At 55.3% G+C, this 19,661-nt stretch carries 16 protein-coding genes, 1 tRNA gene and 1 riboswitch; of the genes, 11 read left to right on the top strand and 6 right to left on the bottom strand.

The features are described from left to right. Window positions 1-4 precede the first annotated feature (4 nt). From Pla52nx_RS14010 to Pla52nx_RS14020, 3 genes are all read left to right on the top strand, one after another. Window positions 5-1,348, top strand: coding sequence for a DUF1552 domain-containing protein (locus Pla52nx_RS14010; protein ID WP_146521068.1), 1,344 nt, complete (start codon window positions 5-7; stop codon window positions 1,346-1,348). 151 nt (window positions 1,349-1,499) lie between these two features. Next, window positions 1,500-3,575 (top strand): SUMF1/EgtB/PvdO family nonheme iron enzyme, encoded by a 2,076-nt coding sequence (locus Pla52nx_RS14015; protein ID WP_197454727.1) that lies wholly within the window; start codon window positions 1,500-1,502, stop codon window positions 3,573-3,575. Window positions 3,576-3,593: 18 nt separating this feature from the next. Next, a complete protein-coding gene (locus Pla52nx_RS14020; RefSeq protein ID WP_197454726.1) occupies window positions 3,594-6,185 on the top strand; it encodes a DUF1592 domain-containing protein in 2,592 nt (863 codons plus the stop codon). 906 nt (window positions 6,186-7,091) lie between these two features. On the opposite strand, the gene Pla52nx_RS14025 is transcribed toward Pla52nx_RS14020, so the two are convergent. Continuing rightward, window positions 7,092-7,853, bottom strand: a complete 762-nt coding sequence (locus Pla52nx_RS14025) for a rhomboid family intramembrane serine protease (RefSeq protein ID WP_146521065.1) — start codon at window positions 7,851-7,853, stop codon at window positions 7,092-7,094. Window positions 7,854-7,910: 57 nt separating this feature from the next. On the opposite strand from Pla52nx_RS14025, the gene Pla52nx_RS14030 reads away from it, so the two are divergent. Then, window positions 7,911-9,740, top strand: coding sequence for an SMP-30/gluconolactonase/LRE family protein (locus Pla52nx_RS14030; protein WP_146521064.1), 1,830 nt, complete (start codon window positions 7,911-7,913; stop codon window positions 9,738-9,740). A gap of 24 nt (window positions 9,741-9,764) precedes the next feature. Here Pla52nx_RS14030 and Pla52nx_RS14035 read toward each other — a convergent pair whose 3' ends face one another. From Pla52nx_RS14035 to Pla52nx_RS14050, 4 genes are all read right to left on the bottom strand, one after another. Continuing rightward, window positions 9,765-10,214, bottom strand: coding sequence for a TadE/TadG family type IV pilus assembly protein (locus tag Pla52nx_RS14035; RefSeq protein ID WP_146521063.1), 450 nt, complete (start codon window positions 10,212-10,214; stop codon window positions 9,765-9,767). A gap of 37 nt (window positions 10,215-10,251) precedes the next feature. Further along, the gene (locus Pla52nx_RS14040; RefSeq protein ID WP_231742098.1) at window positions 10,252-11,343 is read right to left on the bottom strand and encodes a TadG family pilus assembly protein; all 1,092 of its coding nucleotides are present in this window, start codon (window positions 11,341-11,343) and stop codon (window positions 10,252-10,254) included. A 136-nt stretch (window positions 11,344-11,479) separates the two neighbouring features. Beyond that, complete coding sequence (locus tag Pla52nx_RS14045) at window positions 11,480-12,124, bottom strand: hypothetical protein (RefSeq protein WP_146521061.1); 645 nt, start codon at window positions 12,122-12,124, stop codon at window positions 11,480-11,482. Window positions 12,125-12,184: 60 nt separating this feature from the next. Beyond that, window positions 12,185-12,274: riboswitch (cyclic di-GMP riboswitch) on the bottom strand. Between the two features lie 412 nt (window positions 12,275-12,686). Then, window positions 12,687-12,760 (bottom strand) — tRNA-His (locus tag Pla52nx_RS14050). Between the two features lie 396 nt (window positions 12,761-13,156). Between Pla52nx_RS14050 and Pla52nx_RS14055 the strand changes: the two genes are divergently transcribed. The 7 genes from Pla52nx_RS14055 to Pla52nx_RS14085 all read left to right on the top strand — a co-directional run bounded on the left by Pla52nx_RS14055 (window position 13,157) and on the right by Pla52nx_RS14085 (window position 18,462). Further along, on the top strand, window positions 13,157-13,852 hold the full coding sequence (locus tag Pla52nx_RS14055; RefSeq protein WP_146521060.1) for a hypothetical protein: 696 nt from the start codon (window positions 13,157-13,159) through the stop codon (window positions 13,850-13,852). Further along, the gene (locus Pla52nx_RS14060) at window positions 13,845-14,816 is read left to right on the top strand and encodes a hypothetical protein (RefSeq protein WP_146521059.1); all 972 of its coding nucleotides are present in this window, start codon (window positions 13,845-13,847) and stop codon (window positions 14,814-14,816) included. Before Pla52nx_RS14055 ends, Pla52nx_RS14060 begins: the two co-directional genes overlap by 8 nt. Before the next feature lie 61 nt (window positions 14,817-14,877). Next, complete coding sequence (locus tag Pla52nx_RS14065; RefSeq protein WP_146521058.1) at window positions 14,878-15,612, top strand: SDR family oxidoreductase; 735 nt, start codon at window positions 14,878-14,880, stop codon at window positions 15,610-15,612. A gap of 569 nt (window positions 15,613-16,181) precedes the next feature. Continuing rightward, window positions 16,182-17,249, top strand: a complete 1,068-nt coding sequence (gene cas1, locus Pla52nx_RS14070) for a CRISPR-associated endonuclease Cas1 (protein ID WP_146521057.1) — start codon at window positions 16,182-16,184, stop codon at window positions 17,247-17,249. Beyond that, window positions 17,246-17,533 carry a CRISPR-associated endonuclease Cas2 gene (gene cas2, locus Pla52nx_RS14075; protein WP_146521056.1) on the top strand — a complete coding sequence of 96 codons (288 nt, stop codon included), beginning with the start codon at window positions 17,246-17,248 and terminating at the stop codon, window positions 17,531-17,533. The genes cas1 and cas2 overlap by 4 nt, the downstream gene beginning before the upstream one ends. Window positions 17,534-17,542: 9 nt before the next feature. Beyond that, the gene (locus tag Pla52nx_RS14080) at window positions 17,543-18,238 is read left to right on the top strand and encodes a CRISPR-associated endonuclease Cas6 (protein ID WP_146521055.1); all 696 of its coding nucleotides are present in this window, start codon (window positions 17,543-17,545) and stop codon (window positions 18,236-18,238) included. Next, a complete protein-coding gene (locus Pla52nx_RS14085; protein WP_146521054.1) occupies window positions 18,235-18,462 on the top strand; it encodes a hypothetical protein in 228 nt (75 codons plus the stop codon). Before Pla52nx_RS14080 ends, Pla52nx_RS14085 begins: the two co-directional genes overlap by 4 nt. Window positions 18,463-18,710: 248 nt before the next feature. Here the strand turns inward: Pla52nx_RS14085 and Pla52nx_RS14090 are convergent, their stop codons facing one another. Next, window positions 18,711-19,634, bottom strand: a complete 924-nt coding sequence (locus Pla52nx_RS14090; protein ID WP_197454766.1) for an IS3 family transposase — start codon at window positions 19,632-19,634, stop codon at window positions 18,711-18,713. Between the last annotated feature and the right edge of the window lie 27 nt (window positions 19,635-19,661).

Here is a 19,661-nt window from a genome sequence, read left to right on the forward strand (position 1 = left end):
CCTCATGAAACGATCTAACGTACCAACCTCCAACGTACGTCGGCGTCAGTTACTGGGCGGTTTCGGTGTCGCCATGGGATTGCCGCTGCTGGAGTCGATGGTGCCTCGGCGGGCATCCGCCGCCGCCTCCGAATCGGAAAGTGGCATCCCGCGTCGAATGCTGGTCGCTCACTTTGGAACCGGAATGAACCTTCACGAGTTCTTTCCCGATCAGACCGGCGAATCGTGCGAGCTGAAACGGATCACAAAACCGTTGCAGGATTTTCGCAAACGAATGACGATCCTCTCCGGTATGCAACTGGAGCACGGTGGAGGCCACACCGGCGACTACACGTTCCTGACCGGCACGAAAGGATGGAGCAGTTCCGGTATAGAAGGTGGAATCTCGGCTGATCAAGTGGTCGCAAAACAGATCGGCGGCGCAACAAGATTTCCGTCCATGCAGTTTTCGATTGATCGTGGCACGAACTTTGGCAACCAAGGTCTTGCGACATTGTCATGGAGCGAGAACGGGATCCCCCTCGCCGCCGAAAACGATCCCTACGTTCTATTCGGGCGAATGTTCCAATCAGATGACCCGGCCGCGGCCAAGATGCGGGATGCGCAGTTCCGTCGCCGCGGCAGCATCTTGGACTTGGTGACCGAGCAGGCCAAGTCGATGGAGCGTGGCGTCAGCAACGATGACAAACGCAAGCTCGACGAGTATTTCACGTCTGTCGCAGAAATCGAACACCAGCTCAAACGCGATATCGATTGGTCGACCAAACCAAAGCCACAGCCCGAACTCGCAGGAATCGGCGATTACTCCGTTTCCCTGACACCCGACTCGCGAGAGTTCGACTACGACCGTTACCAAAAACTGATGTATGACCTAGTCGTATTGGCGTTCAAGACCGATTCGACTCGCGTGATCACGTACAACGTTCGCCAAGAACTCAGGGGCGGTGTTTTCCCGGTGCACGGGGTATCAAAGGGTTTCCACGCACTGACGCACCACAACAACGATCCCAAGAACTTGGACGAACTTGCCAAGGTCGATGAGATTAACATGCGGTATTGGCGAGGATTATTGGAACGTCTCGACTCGGTGCCGCAGGCCGATGGTCGCAGTCTGCTGGATCATACCGTGCTCGCTTTTTCAAGCAGCGCGGGCATGGATCACTCTCGAGATCGGCTGCCAACCATCGTCTTTGGCGGTGAAGCGTTGGGGATCAAACACAAGACCCATCTACGGCTGCCAGAGAAAACTCCGTTGGCCGGTCTGTGGCACACGATGGCCCATGCGATGGGAGCCCAAGTCGATCAAATGCAGGACAGCCATGGTGTCATCAGTGAATTGCTCTCGTAGACTAACGCCGCTGGTGCGGTCCCACGCTTCAAGTTGGGCACATTTCCTCTGCTGCCTGATCGTCGTTTCGATTTGCGTTCCTGCGGGTGCTGCTGGCTCACAGTCCCCAGAGCCAAGCGAGCTGACCGACCGTTCTGGACAGCAGTTCCGCTTGATCCAGCCCAACCAGTTTGTGATGGGGGGCAGTGATTCGCGTGCGTTCGCCAAGGACCACTCGGATTTCAATAGCGCCGGTGACGACCAGCCCAGCCATCCCGTCATACTGACACGTCCTTTTTACATGGCGACCACAGAAGTCACCGTGGGACAATTCAAACGATTTGTGCAGGCAACCGGATACGAAACTCAAGCTCAATCCAGCGGCAACGGGATCGTCGGCTGGATGCCGATCGATGGCGATCGACCCGAACGCCCCAAACAATCCTTCGCGCAGGCCGCCGAGTTCGATTGGCTCTCCCCTGGGTTTCCACAGACCGATGACTGTCCCGTGGTGGGCGTCTCCTACAACGACGCAATGGCGTATTGCGAATGGATCAGTCAGCAAGAAAACGCCGAGTACCGATTGCCGACTGAAGCCGAATGGGAATGCGTGTGCCGCGCGGGCACCGACACGTTGTTCTCGTTCGGCGATGATTACCCTGGTCAAATTCACCGACACGCGAATCTCGGAAACGCGGAGCTGGAAAAATCGTTTCCGGGACGTGTCACTCAGCAGTGGTTGGTCGACACGGAAAGCGATCCCGGCGACGGTCAAGTGTTCACGGCACCCGTGGGTAACTACACCGCAAACGCTTGGGGCCTGCACGATTTGCACGGAAACGTTTGGGAGTGGTGCCAAGACAATTATCTGGACACCTTCTACACGCAGTTCAAATCGAACGGCTATCGTAGTGTCCAACCGCGCGCAATCGATCCCGTGTGTACCGAGCGTTGGCAGCAGGATGGTGACTGGCGAGTGATACGGGGAGGCAGTTGGTTTGTCTCACCAATTCAATGCCAAAGCTCCATGCGAGGTTACTTCGAAGCCAGTGATGCGGCTTGCTATGTCGGATTTCGAGTGGTTCGCCAAGCCAGTGAGGCTGCGCGAGGGGCCGCAGAGCAGCGACACGCCGCATCGGTTGCCGCCGATGAACAACTACGCTCGATTGCACGTGCGACCGTGGAAGCCCACCAAGGTGTGATTCGCTACGAAATCGATTGCGACGCGTTCGGCAGCGACGCTCAAGAACGTATCGGCGATTTGATGCACCCGGTGGAGTTTGACATACGACCGCCAGGCAAGATCACGACGGAGATGATCGAATCCGTCTGCCGAGCACAGAAACTCGCCGGAATCATCATCCGATCCGGAGGTGATGACATCACTTCACAAACGTTTGCCCCCTTGGCAAATCATCCTGGTTTGCGTTGGATTCAGATCACCGGCACCGTCGACCTGGACGACACGCTGCTGGATCACTTTCGCAACGCGGATCAGATCGAGTCCCTGCACTTGCAAGGCGAGGGGATCACGAACGCCGGGCTTGAGAAGCTACCTCCGTTGAAAACGCTTCGCGAAGTGATCTTGGCCTCGACCGCATGCACCGGAGAGTTCTTGCGTCACCACGTCGGTTCGCCGCTGACTCAATTGCACATCCAAAGATTGACGGACTCGGCGGCGCGGACGCTCACACAGTTTCCTGAGATGCGTCAGTTGCACGTTTCATCACCCTTGATCTCACCCAGTGGGCTGCAGGACATCGCGTCACTTCGCCTGCTCAACCAACTGTCGCTCAGGGACATTTCAACGCTTTCAGATTCCGATTTCGCGACGCTCGGTCGGCTTCGCCAACTCGAACGCTTGGAGCTATTCGAAACCAAGGCAGGTGATCAGACGGTCGCTGCGTGCAACGGGTTGAACCAATTGCGAACACTTGTGATCGATGGCGATGCATTGACCGACAATGGGCTCCAAACGATTGCCGACATCCCTTCGCTCCATGAGCTGTACATTCGCGGCAATTCGCAGATCACCGATCAAGGACTCCAAAGCCTCTGGCGTCTACCTAATTTGCGTCAACTGGAACTGCGCGGCACCGCGATCACCGGAACAGGACTCGCCGCCCTTTGCGAACTCCCCAAACTGCGTGACCTGCAAATCGACGGTGACGGACTCTCTGACGCCGGGCGTCAGGTTGTGACGCAACTACAAGAATCTTGTCCAGAATTGCGAATCAGGACTCGCTGAGCGATGAAAATACTCTTGATGCCATTTGAATCTTTTTCTCAACGCTGTCCACGCGTGATCTTGGTGCTCATGTTGCTGCTCGGGTCTTGGGCCTCAACGGCGACCGCCGATTCGGTTAGTTTTCGACAAACGGTACAGCCCTTTTTCGCGGAGCACTGCGTTCGGTGCCACGACGAAAAGCTGACGGAGGGCGAATTGAATCTTCGCTCCCTGTCCGCCGACTTCGATGACTCCATGGCTGCCCAGCGTTGGGTCGAAATTTTGGATCGAATCAACTTAGGTGAGATGCCACCGGAGGACGAACCGCGACCGACGCCGGAGCAGTTGGAGGTCGTGACGGGCTGGATCACGGATCAATTGCAGCAGATGCGTGCAGCGGCTGACAGCACCGGTGGTCGCGTCGTCCTGCGCCGATTGACTCGTCTGGAATACGCCAACACGGTTCGCGATTTGCTGGGTGTCGAGTTTGTTCAAGGCAAAGGTCCGCTGGATGTCCTGCCTCCCGACGGGTCGATTCGTGGATTTGATCGAAACAGTCGGGCTCTGCTGGTCGACCCTTCGTTGCTGGACGCCTACCTCCAAGTCGCGGAGACCGTCGCGGAGAAAGCGATCCAGTTTCGACCGCCGCTGATCACGTCGCGAACGATGCGATTCGAGTTTCGTGACACCAAGGGCTCCGCGATGGAGTACTTGATCGATCAGCGAAGTGCCGAAATCGTGGACGGACGCATGGTTTTGATGGAAGGCAACGCGCGTACCTTTGGAAAACTTCGGCATCCCTTCAGCGGTTCCGAGATTCCCGCCACCGCAGAGTATCGCGTTCGTGTGCAAGCATCGGCGGTGCCCGGTGCTGATGGAGATCCCGTCTACATGGATGTCCGTCAAGGCCCTGCGGAAAGCTTTGCTCAGTTTCGCGTGGACGCGTCCCCCGACTCTCCACAAGTTTACGAAGCGATCACCACGAGGGACGAACTGTTCCAGGGTGAATTCCAAATCGGTATCGTCAACGGCAGCAAGTTTCATGACTACGTGGGCAGCCGCGGCGAAGCGCTCAAAGAATCGAAAAAGGCGTTTGATCAGGGACGTTTGGTGGACGCAACGCGGATCAAAGCAAGGCTGCGAGCACAGGGTGATTACGACACCAACAACCGCGGTGCATTTTCGCCCAACGCGTGGAAACTCGATGATTTGCCGAAACTTTATTTGGATTGGATCGAAGTCACTGGCCCCCTGGGCAGCGACTATCCGCCGCAGAGCATGCGGCAGGTTTTTTCCGACGGTTGGGATCCGGAAACGCTCGATGCCGATGGCCGCTGGCGAGTCATCCGTCGTCTGTTGCCCCGTGCCTATCGGCGAAAGGTGAGCAATACCGAGATCCAGCAGATCACCGACTTGATCCAATCGGAACTCGATGCCGGGCATGATCTGCAGCGTGCGATGCGAACCGGCGTGGTAGCAATCCTTTGCTCCCCCAGTTTTCTGTATCTCTACGAAGCCTCGGAAACGGACAATGCACGTCTGTTGCAGCCGATGGAGTTGGCAAGCCGACTGAGCTACTTTTTGTGGAGCAGCAAGCCCGATGATGAACTTTTTGCGTTGGCTGTTCAAGGAAAACTGTCTGATCCGAAAGTGTTGGAATCCGAAGTCAACCGTATGCTTGGTGACGATCGGATAGATGGATTTCTGCAGGGGTTTGCGAGACAGTGGCTCAAGATCGATCAGTTCAATCAGTTTCCCGCCGACGAAAAGATTTTTCCCCAGTTCTACGAAACTCGTTTCGTCGGCTTGGAATCGGACGTCGCTGAGCAGCCGTTGGCAATGATCGGCGAGCTGATCCGATCCGACGAGCCGGTGACGGCATTGCTCGACTCGGATTGGACGATGCTCAACGAGCGATTGGCATCGTTCTATGACATCGATGGTGTCAGCGGTGATCGGTTTCAACGCGTCGCACTGACATCGAGCCAGTCGGCTGAACGGTCGACAACCATGCCATCTCCCGAAATCATCCGCGGCGGTTTGCTGGGGATGGCGGGAGTTCATCGCTGGGGCAGCGACGGCAGTCGGACCAAGCCGGTCGAGCGTGGCAAGTACATCTTGGACGTGCTGTTCAACGATCCGCCCCCACCACCGCCGCCCAATGCAGGCGAAGTGGAGCCGAACCTTGGCGGAAAGAAATTGACGGTTCGAGAAAGGCTGCGGCTGCATCGCGAGCAGACGACGTGTAACAATTGTCATCGCCGCATCGATCCCTACGGATTGGCGTTAGAGAATTTCAACGTGATCGGACAATGGCGTGATCGATTCGACGGCGAGAAGCCGTTGAACCAGTGGGGAGACGACCGCCCCGAGATCGATGCCAGCGGCCAATTGCCGAGCGGAGAGTCATTTGACGATTTTGTCCAATTCAAGCAAGCGTTACAAAAACAGCGATCACGTTTTGTACGTGGCCTGACCGAAAAGATGCTGATGTACGCTTTGGCTCGAACCTTGGTCGCAAACGACCGGCCAACGATCGATCAAATCATCTCCGAGGCCGGCGGCGACGAAATGAGTTTTCGTTCGCTCATTCAAGGCATCGCCGCCTCAAAAGCATTTCGCGCCAAATAGCATCAGTGACCTTGGCCGGCGCAGGAGACTGCTGAGTTAGTCGTGTTGCGTTGTCTCTGTGAGCCGATGACGCTAGGCGCGGGTTAGGAGAAACAGTTTGCATTTCCCAACGATGGACAACTCATTGTCAAGAATCTGGACTGCTCAAAGTTTGGGTTGACATTGTTTTTTCAGTCCATGTTTTTGTCCCATGCATCGCAATCAGAGTGAGCCTCAGGCGCTAGCCGTGGGCCGGCACCACAATCCGCCTTAGGCCCACGGCTAGCGCCTGAGGCTCACTGGGAGCCACCGGCTGCGCCAGCAGTAGGGAAATAAACTGGACTGCTCAAAGTTTGGGTTGACATTGTTTTTTCAGTCCATGTTTTTGTCCCATGCATCGCAATCAAAGTGAGCCTCAGGCGCTAGCCGTGGGCCGGCACCACAATCCGCCTCAGGCGCTAGCCGTGGGCCGGCACCGCAATCCGCCTTAGGCCCACGGCTAGCGCCTGAGGCTCACTGGGAGCCACCGGCTGCGCCGGCAGTAGGGACATAAACTGAACTGCTCAAAGTTTGGGTTGACATTGTTTTTTCAGTCCATGTTTTGTCCTATGCATCGCAATCAGAGTGAGCCTCAGGCGCTAGCCGTGGGCCGGCACCACAATCCGCCTCAGGCCCACGGCTAGCGCCTGAGGCTCACTGGGAGCCACCGGCTGCGCCAGCAGTAGGGAAATGAACTTGCGCAAACTCAAAAAGAAACAACGCCAAACTTTGAACAGTCCAGCACTAGCCCAGATGATTCATCAGCCGCTATCGCGTGGCGGCTGAGACGCGCAGACTGTTTTCGCACCAATCCGCACAAAGTGTTTTGTGCAAACGTATTGCGAAGACTGCAATGAGTCGTGTGAATCACGCGTGAGTCATTCGCGCCTAGAATCGCGTTTCCATGACGGGGCCGGAGCCGATTGGTGTGCGGCCGATGATCAATGCGACGATCGCGCCTGCGATGAAACCACCGATATGAGCCCACCAAGCGACGCCTGTTTCCGCGTTCGAGGTGACGCCGCTGAACGTTTGCATGGCGAACCAAATTCCCAGGAACACGGGTGCCGGCAGGACAAACACGTACAGAAAAATCGGTATCGGTAAGATCGATTTCACGCGAGCATGGGGGTACAGCCACGCGTAGGCGCCCATCACTCCCGCAATCGCGCCGCTGGCACCGATGGTTGGAATCGGGCTGTCGGGGCCGGTCGCCCAATGAGACAACGACGCAATGACGCCCGTGCCGATGTACAGCAACGCAAATCCGATGTGACCCAGCCGGTCCTCCACATTGTCACCAAAGACGTACAAGAACCACATGTTGCCCAAAAAATGCATCCAGCCGCCGTGCAGAAAGATGCAAGTCAAAACGGTCAGCCATGGCGGGATGGTTGACGGTGGCAACGTCGTTCGCTGGGGAACGATCTCAATTCCACGGCTGGTTTGGACCGCAACATTCTGCTCGATCACCAATTCCACATCGGGATGAGACAACCTGGCGGGTATCATCCCGTATTCTTGGACGATCGATTGCCCCGAATCTGCTTGGGTGATCTGCAACAGGAATGCCGCGGTGCAGATCGCCAGGACGATGTAATTGACGAAGGGAGTTCGTCGGCTGGGGATGTTATCGCTCAGCGGGATCATGGCATTTCGATTAGATTAGCGGCCGTTTTACCAGAGCCCGACAGTTGAGGAATCTTTATGCAATCCAGTTTAACGCAACGAACCCCTTTGGTCAGCGCCTCACGCAAGCCGATTGCTGGGCAGCTTGGTTTGATCATCTTTTGCCTGCTAACCCCGTCGGCGTTTACTGTAGCTCTCGGGCAAGAGAGCTATCCGGTCCATCCCGATTCACAACGTCAAGCCGGTGTTCCGCAAGGGCGAGTGGAATCATTTCAGTTCAGTGAGAGCAAGGTCTATCCGGGGACCCAGCGAGACTATTTCGTCTACGTTCCTGCTCAGTACGACCCGATCCAGCCAGCGGCGTTGATGGTGTTTCAGGACGGCCGCAACTATGTCCAAGAGAAAAGCGGCTGGAGAGTTCCCGTCGTTTTTGACAACTTGATCGCCCGAGGCGAAATGCCGGTCACGATCGCCGTGTGCATCAATCCCGGCGTGGTCTCCGGCGACGCAAATGCTGGTGGTGGCGAAGCGGCAACAGCGCAAGATCGGTTCAACCGCAGTTTGGAATATGACACGGCCAGTGATCGATACGCGACCTTTCTGATCGACGAACTGTTACCGGAGGTCGCCCAGAAATACAAACTCACCGACGACCCCAACTTGCGTGGCATCGGTGGCAGCAGCAGCGGCGCGATCGCAGCGTTTGGCGTGGCGTGGCATCGTCCCGATCAGTTCCGTCGCGTGTTCAGCACCGTCGGCACCTACGTCGGTTTGCGTGGAGGCAACGAGTACCCGACGCTGATCCGCAAGATGGAACCCAAGCCCCTGCGTGTGTTTCTGCAAGATGGCAGCAACGACCTGAACATCTACGGAGGCAGTTGGTGGAACGCGAATCAGACCATGTTGTCCGCTTTGCAGTGGGCGGGTTACGAAGTCGAGCATGCTTGGGGAGAAGGCGGACACAACGGCAAGCACGGGACGGCGATTCTGCCCGACGCCATGCGTTGGCTTTGGAAAGATTTTCAAGAGCCGATCACCACACACACCGCTGAGCATCCTGAGATGAAATTGCGTGTCGAGAGCGATGAAGCTTGGCAGCGTATCAGCACCGGACACGTCTACACGGAAGGCCCTGCGGTTGCGCCCGACGGCAGCGTCTATTTCGTGGATGGAGTCAACGGCGAAGTCTGGCGGATCGCAGACCCCGACGCTGAAAAACCGACGGTGGAGAAGTTTGTGGATTTGCCCGGAGCTAGTGGGTTGATGTTCGATGAACAAGGCCGATTGTACTGCGCTCGCAACAAAGCCAAGATGCTGACGCGGATCGATCCGGACGGATCGCAGGTGGATTTGATGCAGGGCAAATCGTGCAACGATTTGGTAGTGTTGCCGCACGGGGTTTATTTCAGCGGGCCGGACGAGCAAGCCGTCTGGTATTTGCCGCACGGGGGCGAGGTCGTCAAAGCGGGAGAGGGGCCGGAGAAGCCCAACGGTTTGATCGTCACGCCCGATCAGCGATTCTTACTGGTGATTGATGCGATGGGGCGATACGTTTGGTCGTACCGAATCGAGAACGATGGACGGCTGACTCAAGGCCAACCGTACTCGTACATGCATCTGTCGCAGGACAGTCTCAAGACGGGTGCCGATGGCTGCACGATGACGGCCGACGGTGAATTGATCGTCGCGACGGAGTTGGGATTGCAGGTCTTTGACCAACCGGGACGAGTCCACTTGATCATCCAGCGACCACGTCTCAGCGGTCGACTCTCCAACTGTGTCTTTGCCGGCAACGACTTTCAAACGCTGTTTGTCACCAACGGCGATTCGGTTTACCGCCGCCGGACACTGATGACGGGCATCGCACCGTGGCAGCCCCCGGCGATTCCGCCCAAGCCACGACTGTGAAACCAAGGCACGACACGTCCTCTGTCAACTGGTGCTTTCCCGCCGCATCACCGTTTCGGCGGAAACATCGGCGACGTTGAAGTCAAAGAAATCGGGTATCCAAGTGATATTGGCCATGGGAACTCGAATCCTGACACGAACCGTTTCTCCTTCGTCGGCTGGACCAAACTGCGACGGCTCGATCTCGATCATCGCACCGGTGATGCCAAGGATTTCGAGTTCCTCGTTGATTCGGGTGGTGATGTCGGCGGCCGTCGCTGTGGGGCGGATCCCGACGCGGGCACCTTCGCGAGTCGCTTGCGTGATGGATTCTTTGACCATGGCCAGTCGGCTGATTTCAATGAGTCCGAACGCAAAGATCAGCATGACTGGGACGACGAGAGCAAATTCGACTGCTGCGGCTCCTGCTCGTCTGGGACACTGGCGGTTTGGACGCTGGCGGTTGGGGCGCAGAATTGGTTTTTGATTTTTCATCTGGAATGCTTGAAAGTGGAGGTGTAGGCGTTGGGTTTCATTCAACAAGCATCACGGGCGTGAACAGAAAATCGCTTTCCTCAACTCCGCCTTCCAGAATGATCGAGTGCCGTGCGACCATCGGAGCCGGCTGGATCGTGAGGTGTTTCTTGTTCATTGGTCCGGTCAGCTTGACACCCAGCACTCGGATGCCTTCGAAGCGAACGATGGTGTAGGTCGCATTATTGCCGTTTCCACTGACGGTTGTAAAAATCGGAATGATTCGTTTTTGGCCGATGATCTGCTCCAATTGTGCTTTGATACCAGCACTCAGTCCGGTATCACCATTGAGTTCCAGAGTTCCCGCGGTGTCGAGCTGGAGTGGTTTACCAAGCTGGTTCATGTCGTCGGCTGAGATGCCGTGGAGGATTTGGCGACGAAGATCAGAGGTGCTGTTGTTGCTGCTACCGATGTCAACCGTGCCTCGGTTTCCCGGAGAGCCGGTTCCGGTGGGAAAGAGCGAGCATTCAAAGTACCCGTCGGATCCCGATGTGACTTGGCCGTTGACATATTTGAAGTTGTCAGTGGTCTCTTTCGCTACGACAGACTCCCAAGTTTCCAGGTCGAGGGCGATCGGCAGGATTTGCAGATTCTGGTCGGACGACGGTGGCGTTTTGAATCCGCTGATGGCCTTGAACATCGCTGCGATCGATGACGTCTGCATGGATTGCGAGTGCCGCCCCGTCACATCGCCAAAGAACAGCGGGACCTCACCGTTGCTGCCGTCGATCTGACTTAGGTTGACGCGAACGGCGTTGAACCGATCGGGTACACTGGTATCGATTTGTCCCGGCTGGTCTGGATCGTAGTATCCAACCTCGACATCGGAGTCGCCGTTGAGAGCCGGACCTCGGCTACTGATCTCATTGGCTGACGCGATCTGGGAAGCCATGTCGACGATGTCGTTCTTGGTCGCTTCTGCTGAAGCACCCGATACGGTTCCGTCGTAAAGTTCCCAGCAGGCGGAAAGTGCAGCGGCATCTGCGGAGCGTTTCATTTCGGATCGCGCCACGTTGATGTGGCCGAAGTCGGCTGCCATCGCCAGCAGAGCGGTCAAGCCCGCCAGAACGATGATCGCGAGGATTGCCATGGCTCCACGACGGCGGGATGAGAGTCGATGGAGTTGGCCTGGATAAAATTGAAGACGTGTAAGGTTTATTTGTAGAAACATCGCGGGACCTGGCAAGAAAGAGGTTGGATCGAGAGAGAAAACCGAAAATGCCCGTTCAGTCCGCTGATTCTTGGACTTGCACGGTGTGAACATTTCCAGTCGTGTCGATGTATCGAACCCGTCGCAGCCGGATAGACGAAACTCTGTTTCCGCCGAAGCCGATGTCGACGGCTTCGATGCTCTTTGCCGGATCGTATTGATTCAGATTGCTGATTCCGTCTCGATCCATTCTTACCAGATAGTCTGGGCCGCCAAAGCTGCCCCACTGAATGCCTTGTCCGTCCTTCACCGCGTACATGAGCTGTCCGTCAAAGATAGCCATGGCACTGGTCCACCTTAAACGATCACCGTCCATGTTGAGTGTCTCTCGTGTGCGGCTTCGCTCTTCGTCCACCGGCGTTTCGCCCAATATGGCGGACACGCGAAATCCACCGCTGGAGTAGCCTTCTTCTGCTGCATAGTTCATCTGCAACTGAAAATAGACATCTTCTCGACCCGCGTCGGGATACATAAAGAATGCAACCTGAGGCGAGTTGATCGCTGGTGCCGGGTCGTTGATCACCAGCTCCCAGTCTTCTTCGATCAAGAAGACATTTGGCTCATCGGCACAAAGTGTCCGTGATGAGATCAGAGAAACAGCAAGAAGTGCGAAGAGCACGGTCGGTCGGGGCGCACGTTGAGACTTCAACATCGTAGGCATGACAACATTCCGCAAGAGACAAGTAGACGAATACCCGTCAAATCTGAACGTCGATTCCCTTTCGGTAGCTTGGCGATCCGTCCGCAATCGATGCGGCGAGGACCCATCGCTTTGCGTCACCTGTTCTCACAGGTTTTGCCATTATCGAGGGTTCGATCAGGAATGTCTGTCCGTTTGAGGCTTCTGAACACTATGCCGAGTTGCCCTAAAACGACTGCTCCGGTTATCAAGATTTTGCAAGCGACGATGTTTTGGTGACGCTGTACATCCGTTCGTATCGTATGTGTCAACAAAAGCCGGCCCGGTTGGGTGGAGGTTAAGCGAACGCAAGTGGTTGCTCAACATCTTCACTCAATTGTTATCAATTGCGTTCCGATGAAGATGGTCGTACGGATCGCAAGAACACTAAATCGGGCGGATCGAGAATTCAACACAGAATACGATCGCACGAAGAGCGAATATCAGAACTCATCGGCCGCGAAAGAGAGACCGATACAACGGTCAGGGGGCTCACCCAAAACAAGAACGAGCCAACGGGAAGGGCTCATTGACGAAAAGAAGGGGTGAGTGACGGGGTTCGAACCCGCGACATCCGGAACCACAATCCGGTGCTCTAACCAACTGAGCTACACTCACCGTCATGGAAGCCATCCGCTTGCACTGCACCGGGAATTTTGGATTCATCCGGGGGTACCAACCGATGGCTCATTGAACAAGAGACTTTATCGAGCCCGGAAAGTTCGGTCAACGGATCGAGAAAAATTCTTTGCCGTCCCCCTGCATCGCACGGCCCCCAAGGTTCCGTCTGATTTGGTTGGGCAAGATCGAGGGAGCAGATCGGGATATTGTGGCGGCCCAATTGCGAATTGGCTCGCCGCGGGAAGCTTTCTGTGGTCGTATTCTCGCGATCGGTGGCTATGCTGGGCCGCTAATGACTGAATCGGCGATTTTCCCGCCCGCCGATTGGAGTTTGTACTCCCCCCTACTTTCCGGACACCTTGGACGGCACCGATTGCCGTGGTCGATCATCGGATGGCAAGAAAGCAAAGCAAAACACGTAAAAGTTCCTCTAGAGACCCCGATCAAGCGGGCGGTGATCTGACCGCAGCCAACACGATCGCATTGCCGTCGGAGAAGATCCGGTGGGCGTTGTCGGTGTGGTTGATCGTCCATCTCGGGCTCGTCGCCATCTCGTTCGCCGGTGTGGTCCAGTTGTCCGGGCTGCAGTCCGCGATCCTGGACACCGCCGCGCCGTACCTGGAATCGACACATTTCGCTGCCGGGGGACGACCCTATTACTTGGCACACGGCGACCCGGACGAGCAACCACACCGTCTACAGGTTTCGACGTCGTCATCCGCGGTCAACGATGAATCGCTGTGGAGCACGGTGGAGCCGTTCGGCGCCCCCGGCATGGCTGGCAACGATCGCTACGCTCGTTGGTTTGCAACGGCAGCGACGTTGGCGGAAGCCGAGCAACCTAGCTTGGTCGCTCAGTTGTTGTTACCGATCGTCGAGTCCGACGACAGCATTGCAGCGATCCGGATCGTGCGTTTGCCGACCCAATTGACGACGGCCGTTGATGACTCGCAGCCACCCCCCTACGTCGCCCGAGTCGCTCGCAAGAACGGACGCGTCAGCTTGGTTCAACTGCAAGCGTCTCGATTGACGACGATGTCGAACCAGTCAGTTGGGAGCGATGAGGCACTGGAGAGCGACGATGAGTGAAACCACAAAAATCGAATCCGACGCTTGGATGCGATTTTGGTTCGCACCACAGTCGGATAGTCGGTTGACTCTCGCGCGTACCGCATTGTGCGTTGTCGCTGCAGCGTACTTCGTCTCATCGATGACAGACCTGTCGTATTGGTTTGTCGACGGCCGCCCTGCTGCAGCAGGAAATCTGGCGATGTTCGTTCGCGCATCGGGCTTGGACGCTGAGACGCGGTGGATGCTTTCCCCCCTGTATCTCATCGATGCGCTGATCGGATGCAAAGCCTGGGTTTACTACACGTATCTACTCGCCGGAGTTGCTTTGTCGGGCGTGGTCATCTTTGGCAAAGGAGGCCGTGTCGCGCAATGGATTTTGTGGGGTGTGTTGGTCGGATGGGCCAATCGAATCGTGATGCTCTCCGGGCTTGTCGAAACGCTCTTGAGCTTGGGGTTGTTTGCAACGGCCATTGGGCCACCAACCAGCATCGTGGGCTTACTCTCCGTAGGAGCAAGTAGGTCTGGTGACCCAGGCAGCGACCCACCACAGCAACCCGCTGACTGGACGGTTGGATTTGCCACACGTCTGCTGGCGGTGCAGTTCACGTTGATCGCTGTTTTGACGACCGCAACGATGTTGGCCAGCAACATTTGGTGGAACGGAATCGGTGCCTATGCGTTGGCCGCTCCTGTGCAGGATCGTTATCTCCAAATCACCGGAGGGTGGTTTGAACGCGAGTTTGTTTACGAAGCCTGCACGCATGTGTTGGTTTGCCTGTTGCCGCTGGGCGTCGCCTTGGCCTGGTGGCGAGAACGCTATTATTTGGGCAAGATCTTCATCGGCGTGTGGTGTCTGATGGTTGCATTTCTGGGCTCGCATTGGTTGTACGCGGCTGCGATGTTTTCCATGGCCTTGGCTATCGAGCCTCTTGCGCTGAAGCCTCTTTCGCATCGAGCGGAAATCCGTTCCGATAACGTTTGATGAATTGCGACCTACGCACAATCATTTTCAGAACCCATTTCAATACAAGGATCAGTTACCAGTGAACGTTCTCTCAGGCAAAGTCGTCGCCGTCACAGGTGGTGGGACAGGTATCGGTGCGGGCATCGCGGCGATTTTGGCAAGCAACGGTTGCCGTGTGACGGTCGGCGGACGCCGTATCGAGAAGCTGCAACAACTCTCCGACGCGACCGAGTCCGAACACCCGATTCGTGTCCATGAGTTGGACGTCGCCGATTCAGACAGCGTCAACGCGTTCTTTGCGGACATTCATGAGAATGTTGGGGAAGTCGATATCTTGGTCAACAGTGCCGGTGTCAATATTCAGAACCGCACCATGGCGACGATGCTGCCGGAGGATTGGGACCGCGTGATGCAGATCAATGCAACGGGTGCCTATCGCTGCATTCATCAGGTCCTGCCAGCGATGCGTAAACGTCGCGATGGTTTGGTGATCAATATCTCATCCGTCGCCGGCAAACGCGCGATCACGCTCGGCGGCGTGGTGTACTGCGCCAGCAAGTTCGCGATGACCGCGATGGGCACGGCGATCTCCAACGAAGTACGAGATGAAGGCGTTCGGATCACAAACGTATACCCCGGCGAAGTGAACACGCCGATTTTGGACAATCGGCCCAGTCCGGTTTCACAAGAACACAAGGACTCGATTCTGCAACCCGAAGACATCGCGTCAGTGGTGCTGAGTATCTGCCAATTGCCACCACGAGCGAACGTCCCAGAGATAGTGATCAAGCCGACGAAGCAGGAATGGGTCTGATCTGAAAGAAGGTAGGGCGTCGGTCGCGTATCGTAACTACCAAATAGTGATCCGATTGGGGTAATCCTGGGCAACTACTCCATCAAAACGAGGATTGCCCCCGTATTGGTCGCAGTTCACCTACCAGTGATTCGGCACAGCCAATTCATGTCCTCTGCCTTGGCCGCTGGTTGCGGCGTGGTGAACAAGTACAGGGCGCTGTTGAGCATAGGATTGACTGCGTAGCTGCCGACTCCGATTCGCATCGAAAGCAGCGGTCTATCGACTTGGAAAGTTGAGCGACAATGATGAAAGCGATCGCTGCCCGCCTGGGCGAAGAACGTGGAAGGTGTTTCGGCTCAGACTGTCAAATCCGTAAACAGTTTAGATTTGCCTTCCTTTTCAGCTTGGCAAGTCAAACAAATAACAAGAAATTGCCTATTTTTCTCCATCATCACTCACGGATTCCATCGGGCGACGCAGATCCCTTATCATGACACACGTTCGAAGAACGATGACGGGGCATCTGTGACCATACGTGTCAACACAGTTGATCACACAATGCCCATGTTATACTCCGGTAGTGGGTGATGTCTGTGCAGCTAGTAATCAATACACGTGGTAGTTTGCTTCGGCGCAAGGGTGAGCGTTTCGCAATCTCCGTAGCCGAGAAAACACACGAATTCGCGGCGACTAAGGTGTCAAGCATTGTGATTGCCACCAGTGTTCGATTGACGAGCAATGTGATTGAACTTGCGACCCAACACAACGTTGATATCGTCTTCTTTGATTCTCGCGGTGATCCGTCCGCGCGAATCTGGCAACCGATGATGGGCAGCACTGTCGCCATTCGCCGCCGTCAACTCGAGTCGCTTGATGGCGAACTCAGCTGTGAAGTGGTCAAAGCCTGGATCAAAAAGAAGCTTCAGAATCAGATGGAGTTTCTTGATGATCTCTCGCGTCGAAGGCCCAAGAGTCAGATTGCGATGGAGGCGAAGAGTCAAGTCATTCGCCAAAGCGTCCAATCGCTGAGTGAACTGAAAGCTCCGATTCAAGATTGCCGTGAGTCCTTGATGGGTATCGAAGGCAATGCAGGACGCGCCTATTTCGAGGCTCTCTCCTCGATCATGCCCTCAGAGTATCGCTTTCGTGGACGCAGCAGACGTCCTGCGATTGACGGATTCAATGCCATGCTCAACTACACGTACGGGGTGCTGTACTCCAGTGTTGAGCGTGCCTGCATTCTCGCTGGTTTGGACCCACACATCGGGTTTCTACACACGGACAACTACAACAAGCCCTCGCTTGTCTTTGACATGATCGAACCGTTTCGAATCATCGGAGACCGAGTCACCACTTACTTCTTTACCGGACGACGTGTCAAATCAGAGTACTTTCGAGAAGTGCCCGGCGGCGTAGAACTTGCGCCAGAGGGCCGCGCAAGCGTGATCGCGAGACTAAACGAACATTTGGACAGGAGCGTTCGGTATCCGGTCCAACGAACAAAGTCGCCTGGAGTCAAGAAATTTCGCAAGATCAAGCTTCGGTCGACGATTCAGCATGAAGCTCACGCGTTAGCAAACAGACTGCTAGGCCGCGATGACATGCCTCGGATTGTGGAGAGCGAGAACATTTTCCAGGAGGAGGACACACCGTGATCCATTTGGTGATGTACGACATCAGCGACGACAAAACGCGACGACGAATTGCCGATCGCTTAGCGGACTTGGGGTTGATACGGACGCAGTTCAGCGTGTTCGTAGGGACCATCGAACCCAATCGAGTGGATGAGTTGGCATTGTTCGCGGAGGAATCGTTGGAAGAGCAGGATCGGCTCTACATTTTGCCCATGACTCGAGAAAATCTAGCGAATTCACGACAAGTGGGACGTGGAATCGATGAACAGCTCGTTGCTAATGAAACACTGACACAGGTGATTTGAGTAGAAAGAATGATTGCTGACGTTTCAGATAACGACTTTACCGTGTCATTATCGATTTGTCGACTTCGGCTGCGCCGGCCCCTTCGGGCCGGCGAGGCACCAGCGATTCGTGGATTCTTTGGGCGTCAGTTTGAGGACGAAGTCTTGATGCACAATCATGGTCCCAATGACCAACTCGTCTATCAGTACCCCCGTGTTCAATTCAAAGTTCTGGATCGGCACGCGTACTTGGTCGGAATCGCCGAGGGAAGCGAGTTGCTGCAGCGTCTTTGGATGGGCTTTGATTCAACGACGTTGGGAAACGAAGAATTGCCGGTGATCGATTCTCAGTTTTCGACGAACCAACACTCGTTCTTGCTGTCTGACGATCCCATTCGATATCGATTCGCAACGCCGTGGTTGGCGCTTAATCAAACCAATTTTCGCGAATACACGCAAAGTCGCTCGCAATCATTTCGGCTTGAAAAACTGAACAAGACTCTGGTCGGGAACTGCCTGGGAATGTGCAAGTCGCTTGGTATCCGTTTCTCCGGGCGTATATCCGCAGACTGCACCGATTTATCCAGCATCAAGACAACGCTGAAAGGCCAAGGCATGATCGGATTTGTCGGGACATTCCTATTGAACGTTGCGTTGCCCGATCTGATCGGTCTCGGCAAGAGCGTTTCACGAGGTTTTGGTTCGATCGAAAGGAGGTCACCGTGATCATTGAAGACCTGATTCGGACAGGGAAACTGTTGCAAGCCGGTGGACTGGATCCGCGAGAAACTCTGCGATTGCTTTCTGATGTCTCATCCAATCAGACACGAAATTTTTTTCAACACGTTTATGTGATTGAATTACCAGATGTCGAGTCAGATCAACCGCCGATGCTGTTGGAGAAACAGGTCTGGGTGTTTTGGTTCAGCGTGAATTGGAGTCGAGCGTGATCTTTGCTAATTGGAAACGTGGAACTTAAGAGTCGGAAATGGTTGGAAGTACTTGGGGGACCAGTCCCCCAAACCCCCTGAGATTTTTCGCATTGTGCCAAAATCGAAGGGAAGGTGCGCTGACGACAGTATCGCCAACGCGCCCTTCGACTTTGGGCCTGACTCGGCGCTCAGGTTGCATCTCTGCATTGCCCTATCCTCCGGCCAGGTTTGTCAATTTTAACTTGGCCTATCGCCTACGCCAAGCTTCAAGCCGCCTGTTGTTGCCGGCGGAGACGGCGTGTCTCGCGAGCCGCTTCGAGTTTGCGATCCCGTGAATCGAAGACCGCTTTCTCTTCTCCTGCCAATTTGGTGAGAGGTGTCACGTACCCAATCGCACTGTGAAGCCGAACTTCGTTGTAGTGCTGGACGTATTGCTTGACGATGCGACGAGCATCATCGACTGTCTTTATCTGGCTTTCGCGAATGCAGTCTCCCTTGATCGTGCGATGGTATCGCTCGATCTTTCCATTGCTCTGTGGATAGTACGGTGACGTTTTGCCATGAGTCATCCCCGCGATCCGAATGAACTCTTTAAAATCACGTGAAATGAACTTCGGACCGTTGTCGGTAATGATCCGCGGTTTCGCGTCAGGATGATTTTCTCTCGCTCGCTGAAGGATAATTTCCACATCGGTTTCCTCCATCTTTTCACGTATTTCCCAGTGAATGATGCTGCGTGAACAGCCATCAAGGACGCTGCACATGAAGAAAAAAGTCCCGCAAATATTGAGATAACTGATGTCCAAATGCCAGTGGTCATGAGGCCTGACCGGCTGCTTAAAGCCCGTGCCCTTCTTAGACTTCTTGCCGTTGAAGCGATCCATCGCCCCCGCATCACGAAGTACGCGGTACACGCTCGAGGGACTCACGGCTACAATATCCGCATCGAGCATCATGAATGCCAATCGTCGGTAGCCTTCGAGCGGATTGGTTTGGTGGAAGTCCAAGATCGCTCTTTTCTCCCAGTCTTCCAGCCAGAAGTCACGCGGAACCGCACCGTTGTGCTCGTTGGCTTTTCCATAGCGTTTTTTCCAGTCAAAGTACTTGCTTTGAGCGATACCGATCCAGCGTATGATTTGCTTCGCTGGAGTCTCCGCCCGTACCGACCAGTAGTTGGTGTAGTCAACGATTAAGTCTCTGGTGTCATGGGGAACCCA

This window comes from Stieleria varia (assembly GCF_038443385.1).
GTDB classification, from domain to species: domain Bacteria; phylum Planctomycetota; class Planctomycetia; order Pirellulales; family Pirellulaceae; genus Stieleria; species Stieleria varia.

Excerpts from the sequence above, each read along its gene's own strand:
- Pla52nx_RS14080 (WP_146521055.1), top strand. The coding sequence starts at position 17,543 with ATGATTGCTGACGTTTCAGATAACGACTTTACCGTGTCATTATCGATT.
- Pla52nx_RS14035 (WP_146521063.1), bottom strand. The coding sequence starts at position 10,214 with ATGAAAAATCAAAAACCAATTCTGCGCCCCAACCGCCAGCGTCCAAAC.
- Pla52nx_RS14010 (WP_146521068.1), top strand. The coding sequence starts at position 5 with ATGAAACGATCTAACGTACCAACCTCCAACGTACGTCGGCGTCAGTTA.
- Pla52nx_RS14030 (WP_146521064.1), top strand. The coding sequence starts at position 7,911 with ATGCAATCCAGTTTAACGCAACGAACCCCTTTGGTCAGCGCCTCACGC.
- Pla52nx_RS14055 (WP_146521060.1), top strand. The coding sequence starts at position 13,157 with ATGGCAAGAAAGCAAAGCAAAACACGTAAAAGTTCCTCTAGAGACCCC.
- Pla52nx_RS14045 (WP_146521061.1), bottom strand. The coding sequence starts at position 12,124 with ATGCCTACGATGTTGAAGTCTCAACGTGCGCCCCGACCGACCGTGCTC.
- Pla52nx_RS14020 (WP_197454726.1), top strand. The coding sequence starts at position 3,594 with ATGCCATTTGAATCTTTTTCTCAACGCTGTCCACGCGTGATCTTGGTG.
- Pla52nx_RS14025 (WP_146521065.1), bottom strand. The coding sequence starts at position 7,853 with ATGATCCCGCTGAGCGATAACATCCCCAGCCGACGAACTCCCTTCGTC.
- Pla52nx_RS14060 (WP_146521059.1), top strand. The coding sequence starts at position 13,845 with ATGAGTGAAACCACAAAAATCGAATCCGACGCTTGGATGCGATTTTGG.
- Pla52nx_RS14040 (WP_231742098.1), bottom strand. The coding sequence starts at position 11,343 with ATGGCAATCCTCGCGATCATCGTTCTGGCGGGCTTGACCGCTCTGCTG.
- cas1 (WP_146521057.1), top strand. The coding sequence starts at position 16,182 with ATGTCTGTGCAGCTAGTAATCAATACACGTGGTAGTTTGCTTCGGCGC.